This is a genomic window from Bacillus sp. AFS001701 (assembly GCF_002559405.1).
GTDB lineage: Bacteria > Bacillota > Bacilli > Bacillales > Bacillaceae_G > Gottfriedia.
In genome coordinates this window covers 1-8,412 of sequence record NZ_NTZO01000455.1, presented here as the reverse complement: position 1 = coordinate 8,412, position 8,412 = coordinate 1, and the positions used below count along the sequence as shown (strand labels likewise).

General features: G+C 33.3%; 9 protein-coding genes. 4 read left to right on the top strand and 5 right to left on the bottom strand.

From position 1 onward, the window contains the following. Positions 1-509: 509 nt before the first annotated feature. Positions 510-752: a hypothetical protein gene (locus CN514_RS21065; protein ID WP_098234264.1), complete on the top strand. Its 243-nt coding sequence runs from the start codon at positions 510-512 to the stop codon at positions 750-752. 170 nt (positions 753-922) lie between these two features. On the opposite strand, the gene CN514_RS21060 is transcribed toward CN514_RS21065, so the two are convergent. The 4 genes from CN514_RS21060 to CN514_RS21045 form a co-directional block, all read right to left on the bottom strand. Continuing rightward, entirely contained in the window at positions 923-1,585 is a 663-nt protein-coding gene (locus tag CN514_RS21060) for an amino acid ABC transporter permease (protein ID WP_098234263.1), read from the bottom strand. Positions 1,586-1,597: 12 nt separating this feature from the next. Further along, positions 1,598-2,236: an amino acid ABC transporter permease gene (locus tag CN514_RS21055; protein WP_098234262.1), complete on the bottom strand. Its 639-nt coding sequence runs from the start codon at positions 2,234-2,236 to the stop codon at positions 1,598-1,600. A gap of 78 nt (positions 2,237-2,314) precedes the next feature. Beyond that, entirely contained in the window at positions 2,315-3,112 is a 798-nt protein-coding gene (locus CN514_RS21050; RefSeq protein ID WP_098234261.1) for a transporter substrate-binding domain-containing protein, read from the bottom strand. Positions 3,113-3,127: 15 nt separating this feature from the next. Continuing rightward, positions 3,128-3,856, bottom strand: coding sequence for an amino acid ABC transporter ATP-binding protein (locus tag CN514_RS21045; protein WP_098234260.1), 729 nt, complete (start codon positions 3,854-3,856; stop codon positions 3,128-3,130). Positions 3,857-4,200: 344 nt separating this feature from the next. On the opposite strand from CN514_RS21045, the gene CN514_RS21040 reads away from it, so the two are divergent. Next, entirely contained in the window at positions 4,201-5,190 is a 990-nt protein-coding gene (locus CN514_RS21040) for a helix-turn-helix transcriptional regulator (protein WP_098234259.1), read from the top strand. A 152-nt stretch (positions 5,191-5,342) separates the two neighbouring features. Here CN514_RS21040 and CN514_RS21035 read toward each other — a convergent pair whose 3' ends face one another. Next, on the bottom strand, positions 5,343-5,864 hold the full coding sequence (locus CN514_RS21035; RefSeq protein WP_098234258.1) for a YcxB family protein: 522 nt from the start codon (positions 5,862-5,864) through the stop codon (positions 5,343-5,345). Positions 5,865-6,139: 275 nt separating this feature from the next. Here CN514_RS21035 and CN514_RS21030 point away from each other — a divergent pair, with 275 nt between their 5' ends. Further along, the gene (locus CN514_RS21030; protein ID WP_098234257.1) at positions 6,140-6,604 is read left to right on the top strand and encodes a hypothetical protein; all 465 of its coding nucleotides are present in this window, start codon (positions 6,140-6,142) and stop codon (positions 6,602-6,604) included. A 226-nt stretch (positions 6,605-6,830) separates the two neighbouring features. Next, entirely contained in the window at positions 6,831-8,249 is a 1,419-nt protein-coding gene (locus CN514_RS21025) for a fibronectin type III domain-containing protein (protein ID WP_176526012.1), read from the top strand. Positions 8,250-8,412 lie beyond the last annotated feature (163 nt).

Below are 8,412 nucleotides of genomic sequence, written 5' to 3'. Positions count from 1 at the left end.
CCTCTATATAAGATAAGTTAATTTTAACTATCAATTCATTATTTAGTTATCTTATTTTGTGAATAAACTATGAAATTTCATTATAGTATTTTGTTAATATGTATTGATATTGTTTTAATAGCCTTTAGTTTATGTCTTGGCGTGTGTTACACATCAGTCGAATTCACAATACAAGGAGGAGTTTTTTTAGTAATTTTCTAAAAAATACTAGCAAATGCAAATATAAGACTTTTTTACTTAAATACTATCTTAATTGATTTATAGTCTAGGTTTAATACGATTAATTTTTGGTCCTATTTTAATATTGTACTAATTATCTATTGTTGGTAATATTTGTAAATAATAGGTGAAAATATCCAGCCTTTAAAGTTAAATATAGTAATCAGAAGTATTCATATTAAGAAATAAAAGTAGGATTGCTGGTATTCTATCATTTATTTTTCTAGGAGTAGGTCATCTATATCTTTGTTATTAATGTATATTTAAACATGAATAGGAGAAGTGGGGCTGTGTTTAATAAATATAAAACTCTTTCAAGCTCTTTTGAAAGTGGGATGGATATTAAAGTGAAAGAAGACAAAAAAGGTGAAAAATTAGTTAGTATCAGTACATCATCTCCAAACCGAAGAATTGATATTATAAAAAAGGAAAATTCATTAGAATATACGATATATGATGTGAATAAAGGAACTCAGCAATTTACGATTCCACTAGCTTTACATGATCGAATTATGAATGAATATTTAAAATGAATTTGATTGAAAACCTAATTTACCAATCAACTGAGTAAACGTATTGTTAAAACAAAAAGTAAACTGCACTTCAATTGTAAGACACTCCTAACAATTGAAGATGTAGTTTTTTGTAGCTATATTCAAAAGAGAATGTGAAAAAATCCGGCCCAATAAATGAACCAGATTTCTCAAGACTGCTTGATCTCCAATCTACGCGCAACCAACGACAAAACATAATTCACAACAAAATACATCAACGAAACCATCACCATAACAGGGATTACATACGATTCTTTCTGCGCATAAATAATTTGTCCATTATGCAATAAATCTGGTAACGCTATCACAACAGCTAACGAAGTATCTTTCAGCAATGAAATAAACTGACTAACAAGCGGCGGAACCATTCGTCTCAATGCTTGAGGCAAAACGATGTGACGCAATGTCTGGATATAATTCAGTCCAGATGCACGTGCTGCCTCAGTCTGTCCTTTTTCAATCGAGTTTAAGCCACTTCGAATAATTTCTGATATCATAGCTGATTCAAATACTGTCAATGCTGCTATTGCTGCTGTAGTTATTTTCATTTCAATCCCGATTTCCGGTAGGGCAAAATACGTAAAGAATATAATCAGTAGCAAAGGCAGGTTCCGAATGATCTCGACTATTGCGGTTAGTAATTGAGTAACAACAGGAATCTTCGTATATCTAAGCGTACCAATAAGTCCTCCAATAATGAAACTTAGTAGAATTGAAATGGCGGCGACCTTAAGGGTGACCCAAAATCCTTCTAGCAAAAACTTGATATGATCTAGTGTGTATACATCAGCGAACGGCTGCAGAAAATCCATTCATCCACCTCCTTAATTACTTCTAGCCAAGCGTTTTTCTAAATAGCCAACACCAATACTTAAAGGAATCGTTAAGACTAAGTAAAATAAGGCTACAAAAATATAAGTATCAAACGTTACGTATGTCATAGCAGATATTAGATCGCCTTGATACATTAAATCTCCACCAGCTACGACTGCTAACAATGAAGAATTTTTTACTAGATTTAGAAATTGATTGCCGAGAGGAGGGATGACGATTTTTATCGCTTGGGGGAGAATAATCAATCTCATTGCCTGTCCGTAAGTCAATCCTGTAGAGCGAGCGGCTTCCATTTGTCCTTTAGGTACAGAGAGGATACCGGCACGGATTGCTTCGGAAATGAAGGCTGCTGTATAGATGGTCAATCCGATTGTTCCTGCAACCATTCCACTAAAACTTCCAGCTAAGTAAGTGAAAAACACAACAACTAGTACAGGGATATTACGGATAAATTCTACATAAATCGAACCTAACCAGTTAAGTGGTTTAATTGGAGAAATTCGCATGACAGCAATAATTGTTCCTAAAATAAAGCTACATAATAAAGCGATTAAACTAGTTAAAATGGTTACTCTTAATCCTTCTAAAAAATACTCCATATGATCTGTTAGTATCGAGAAATCAATCAAAGGATTTCCTCCTAATTATCAGGAAAAGCAGGTCCGTAATATTACGGACTCTGCGGATCCCAACGATAATATCAATAATTATTTTTTAATCCATTTATTCTTAATTTCATCGTATTTACCTGAATCTTTCAGGCTTTTTAATGCTTTATTTAATGCGTCGACAAGATCTTTATTTCCTTTTTTAACAGCAATTCCATAAGGTTCTTCCGTAAAAGTTCCACCTACTAATTCAAATGAAGGATCTTCTTCTTTCATCCCATAAAGGATTGAATCATCAGTAGTTAAGGCATCACCTTTACCTGCTTTTAAAGCTGTGAAAGCTTCAGCATAGTTTTCGAATTCAAGTACTGTTGTTTCAGGAGCTTTCTGGCGAATATTTACAGCAGAAGTGGAGCCTTTAACAGCAAGCACTTTTGTCCCTTTTTTCAAGTCAGCAAGTCCATGAACTTTACTGCCTTTTTTAACAAGTAAAGATTGTCCGGCATTAAAGTAAACATCAGTAAAATCTACTTCTTTTTTACGTTCTTCATTAATGGTCATAGTAGCGACAACTGCATCAACTTTGCCATTATTTAAGAGACCAACCCTAGTTTTTGACGTAACCTCTATGTACTCAGGTTTAACATCATCGCCAAACATTTCTTTTGCCAGTGCTTTGGAAAGGTCAATATCAAATCCTTCTACTTTCCCTGTTGAAGGGTTTTTTAATCCAAATAAACGAGTGTCATATTTTACACCAAATACGATTTTCTTATCATCCTTAATGCGTGCTAGAGCATCTTTGCTTTTAGAATCATCCTTTCCACCACAACCTGCAAGAACTAAGGCGGCCGTTGTTGAAACTAAAGCAATTTTCATGAATTTTTTTAAAAACATTCCACTTACCTCCTATTAATGATTTAATATACGGCTGAGAAATAAGCGAGCCCGTTCTTCACGCGGGTTCTCATAAAACTCAGCCGGAGTTGCTTCTTCTAATATGCGACCCTCATCCATAAAGACGATTCGGTCAGCAACCTCTCTGGCAAATCCCATCTCATGAGTCACGACAACCATCGTCATGCCTTCCCTAGCAAGAGTCTTCATAACATCTAGCACTTCTCCAATCATTTCAGGATCAAGTGCTGAAGTAGGTTCATCAAAAAGCATAATATCTGGTTTCATCGCAAGCCCGCGAGCTATTGCCACACGTTGTTGCTGACCACCAGAAAGCTGGGAAGGATAAGATTTCGCCTTCTCTAAAATGCCTACCTTTTCAAGAAAATGGTTGGCTGTTTCATCAGCCACTTCTCTAGATTGGCCCAGTGCTTTCATTGGTGCCAGAGTAATATTTTCAAGCACAGTTTTGTGCGGATACAAATAAAAATGCTGAAAAACCATTCCAATATTCCGTCTTAGCTTATTGAGATCTGTTTTTTTATCCCCAACAGAAATCCCACTTACTGTAAGAGTCCCGTCATTAATTGCTTCCAAATGATTGATACAGCGCAACAAAGTACTCTTACCAGAACCAGACGGACCAATCACGACAACAACTTCACCCTTATTGATTGTGAGATTAATATCTTTCAAGACTTGAAAATCGCCATAAAACTTATTTACTTGTTTAAATTCAATCATTCCTGACCTCCTGTACAATTTTATCGACTATGTAAAATGGAGAAATTTGGGAATCAATATTTTATGTGTATGCTTGTTCACATTTCTATATCACGCTTAATTTTTATTTAGTCTTTTTGGACGAGTACTTGTGTACTAGACAAAAAGCACTATCCAAGTGTTTCCGCCTATTGTTTACTAAAATTTATGATGAAATAGTAAATTGATTTAATTGAACTAATAGTAATAATAGACTAGTATTTTTTAACTATAAATTTTACCAATTAAATATGTTAAAATTAAAATTAGATTAAGTTACATATAAAATACATCTTATGAATTTTACTAAATAAACGGAGGAATCCATGGAAAACCGTGAACGTTTTTATAAACTAATGAAACTACTAGAAAGTAAAACAGATATTGATCGTGAGTTTACCTTTGAAGAAATAAAAAAGAGATTAGCAGCAGGAGAAGAGGACTTTTCGTATAGTAAAAATACATTTTTAAAAGATATATCGGTATTAGTGGATGTTGGTTTTGATGTAATTGAAAACGCTTCAGATGGTAAGGCAACTACATATAGTCACCAAGAAAGACTGTTTGAATTACATGAACTCCGTTTATTAGTAGATGCTGTTACAGCTTCAAGATTTTTAAACAAACAAGAAACTAAAAAGATCATTGATAAATTAAAAAACCTTACAAGTGAAAACGAAGCCAAAAAGCTTCACAATGGCATTATCCCAGACACAGCCATTAAAAGTGAAAGCAATCGAATTCACTTCTCGATTGATCAAATTCATCAAGCAATTGCCGAGAAAAAATTACTTACATTTCAATATGGCCGATACAACTTTAAGAAAGAATTTGAGCTAAGCCATGATGGAAAAGAGTACTCAGTAAAACCACTCGCAGTAATTTGGTCAAATGACTACTATTACTTAATTACAAGAAGCTTACCTGATGATCAACTCAGACATTTCCGCGTAGACCGAATGCGTGAAGTTAATAGAACAGAAGAGAAATTTCAAGATGAACGCTTTAATGTTGATGAATATTTGAGTACAGTTTTTAATATGTTTGCCGGTGAACCTGATTATGTAAAAATTAAGTTTAAAAAAGGCTTATTGAATGTAGTACTAGACCGATTTGGATTAAAGGCTGATATTCAGAAAGTGGATGATGATCATTTCATATTAACTACAAAAGCTGCGATTAGTGATGGGTTGATTACTTGGATTTTAACATGGGGTAAAGATGCTCAGGTTATAAGTCCACCATCGGTGATTGATAAAGTTCAGGAGCAAATTTTTGAGATGAGTAAGTTGTATAGTATGAATTTGCAACAATAAGTTTTTACTAAAAAGGGTATCTTTCGTGGATGCTCTTTTTTCATAACGTAAAAAAACATACTGTCTATTTCGGCAGTATGTTTTCTAAAGGAATAAACAAAATTTTAAATAAGCTTAGGAAGGATAAATTTCCAATCGTGTATGGATTAGGTTCAAAGTTTGCGATGCGGCACGCTTTTTTCTGTGAGCAAAGCGAAAATCTCGTTTTGGTCGTTTACCGCTCGTTTCGGCAAGCTGATGCAACGGTTGCTTAGGTAATAGAAATAGAAATGTTCGGCTCCTTCACGTACTTCATTGACGTTCTCCCATTTGATCTTGGTTTCTTCCACGGGTGTGATTTCATGGATCCCGTTTTCATCGAGCGTAACGGTAGTTTCCCCGAACGATTGCTTATTAAGTGGGTTATTAACGAAGCTTTTTACACTTTGTTTTAGTACATACTTATGATGGAATGGTAGGTAACAAAAATATACCAAAGTGAAAAGACCAATCCAAACGAGGTTTTCTTTGATATTTGCATCGAATACATACGCATACACAAATAGCAAAGCAACATAATTTATAGCTGATGCAATCTGATTTTCCCAGTACTGGCTTGTTTTTCGATTGGTCGCGTACAAATCGAGGTTAAACGTCATCACGTCTTGTTGGTCATAGGTGTAGGTGTAGTCCATGCTGTGTCTCCTTGTTTTCAGAAAATTCTATCTGTCTTATTACAGTTTACTCGAGTTACATCTTGGATACAATACATCTTTCAAAAGTTTAGGGGATTATCATTCTAGTGACGTTGTAATTGTTGGAATTTGATGCTTTTCATGCGGAAAAGGGATTGCTTCCTAATAAAACCTTCATATTAACTTCAAAATTACTTTAATTAAAATGCATTCAAATATGTTACTATTTTCACAAGTGAAGCTATTTTTTACTAAAAATGATGTGAGGCTTGTGAATGATGCTAAGAGTAATTTTCTTTTCTTTTATTTCAATTGTAGGGATCGGTGTAATAATATTTTTATATATACTGTTTTTCCTACCAACCCTAGATACAATGATTAAAATAGATAAAAATGAAATAAGTAAAAAATTAAATAGTAACCAAACAATTCTTATTCCTACTGAATTTGAAGTGAAAAATGTATATCTAATAGATGACGGTTTACTTTCGCCACATATTGAAGTGCATCTTTCAAATGAAATTAATATAAGTATTCATTCATCAAATCACTTAGATTACGAATGCAGGAAAAATGTTAGAACTAAAATTTTAAATAGTTTTAAAGTTAGAGAATATCAAACGAAAGATGGAAGAGTAATCTATATTTTTAAAGATGGCCAACTTAATTATTTGTATGAATTCTATGAAATTTATAGGGAAAGTATTGATGAGTATTTATCAAAAAAATACTTTAAATAATGAGGGGATGTAACCTATACAAGGATTTAGGATTAGGTTTAAAATTTATGAAACTAATATTATATGCGTACATTCTGAGAATCATCTTTAAGGTTCTCTTTTTTGATGTTCAATTTTTTGAACACCTCACTTTATATAATTAAGTTATCAAATTTAGGAGGTAAAAATAATAGAGCGTTGCTGTAAGTGGTAATTCAATAGAATGAAAGATTTAAGGGGGAAAATCATGAATAAAAGAAGTTTTATGTACTTATTTTTAACATTTTTAATTATGTTTTCATTTAATTCAAAATCAGCTTTTGCTGAAATAGGAGATCGTAGCACGCCATATAGTGCATGGTTAAATTATAACTTTTCACTTCAAGAATATGAGTGGGATACACCTAAAGAAGTAGAATTGCAATTATTCGATATGTATACAGGTGAAGAGGCAAATGATATTGTTGCAAATGAAAATATGTATAATACGAAACCTGCAGATGATGAAGAATGGATTGTGATGGGTTTTAATTTAAAATATGTCTCAGGACCAGAAGAACCTTTATACGCTTATGATGTAATTTATAGTTACGATAGTTTTTATACGAAGTCTGGTCAAAAAGTTAACCCAATCGATACAGCTTCATTTTCAGACCAGTTAGAAGGTTTAAGTGAAGACGATGTAGAGCTATATCCGGGTGCAGAATCTGAAGTTTATTACGGTATATTAGTGAAAAAAACAGTGGGCTATCCAATTATTCGAATCGGGATGGGGTATGATTCTCGCGAAGATCAAACGATTTACGGATGGTTCTCAACAGATCCAAATTATGTGGAGCCTATTCTTTCACCTACTAACGTTAAGGCAGCAGCTAGTTCATATAATAGCGTTAAATTAAGCTGGACAAAAGCGGATGATGTATCAGGTTATGAGATTTATCGTTCTACTTCCAGTACAGGTACGTATACGAAAATAGCAACTACTTCAAGTACTTCGTATACTAATACATCTTTAAACACAGGTACAACTTATTATTATAAGATTAAGTCTTATAAAACAGGAACACCTACACAATACAGTGATTATAGTAAGACAGTATCTGCAAAACCGGTCCTGTCTACACCAACTTCCGTAAAAGCAGTTTCATCTTCATACAATAGTATAAAAACGAGTTGGGCAGCTGTAAGTGGAGCAAGTGGTTATGAAGTTTACCGCTCAACGACAAGCACAGGAACATATTCACTTGCTGGTACAACTACTTCAACAAGCTTTAATAATACAGGGCTTACAACAAATAAAACTTATTATTACAAGGTAAAATCATACAGAATAGTCGGAAGTAAGAAGGTCTATGGAAATTATTCATCAATAGTAAGCGCAAAACCAATTCCATCAGTTCCAACTAATTTCAATGTCGCTAAAGTAAATTCAACTAGTTCAAAAATATCTTGGAGTTCTGTGAGTGGAGCAAGCGGTTATGAAATTTACAGATCTACCTCAAGTGCTGGATCATATAGTTTAGTAAAAAGAACAACTTCAACGTCTTATACAAATAGCGGTTTAACAAAAGGAAAGACCTACTACTATAAAGTAAGAACGTATCGAACAGTTGGAACTACTAAAGTATATAGTGGTTGGACAACAATCAAGAGCGTTAAGCTTTAAGTGTTAGCTTAATTATATTTTTTATTAAGAAGAGAATCGTTTAACGATTCTCTTTTTTTATGATGAATCTTTTGAGAATTTTTCATATAAATGACTAGGAGGGGGTCTGTTTAATTGCTTTTTAAACAGACCTTTATATAAAGTAAAATAATTGTAACTATAA

Excerpts from the sequence above, each read along its gene's own strand:
- CN514_RS21060 (WP_098234263.1), bottom strand. The coding sequence starts at position 1,585 with ATGGATTTTCTGCAGCCGTTCGCTGATGTATACACACTAGATCATATC.
- CN514_RS21050 (WP_098234261.1), bottom strand. The coding sequence starts at position 3,112 with ATGTTTTTAAAAAAATTCATGAAAATTGCTTTAGTTTCAACAACGGCC.
- CN514_RS21045 (WP_098234260.1), bottom strand. The coding sequence starts at position 3,856 with ATGATTGAATTTAAACAAGTAAATAAGTTTTATGGCGATTTTCAAGTC.
- CN514_RS21040 (WP_098234259.1), top strand. The coding sequence starts at position 4,201 with ATGGAAAACCGTGAACGTTTTTATAAACTAATGAAACTACTAGAAAGT.
- CN514_RS21035 (WP_098234258.1), bottom strand. The coding sequence starts at position 5,864 with ATGGACTACACCTACACCTATGACCAACAAGACGTGATGACGTTTAAC.
- CN514_RS21030 (WP_098234257.1), top strand. The coding sequence starts at position 6,140 with ATGATGCTAAGAGTAATTTTCTTTTCTTTTATTTCAATTGTAGGGATC.
- CN514_RS21025 (WP_176526012.1), top strand. The coding sequence starts at position 6,831 with ATGAATAAAAGAAGTTTTATGTACTTATTTTTAACATTTTTAATTATG.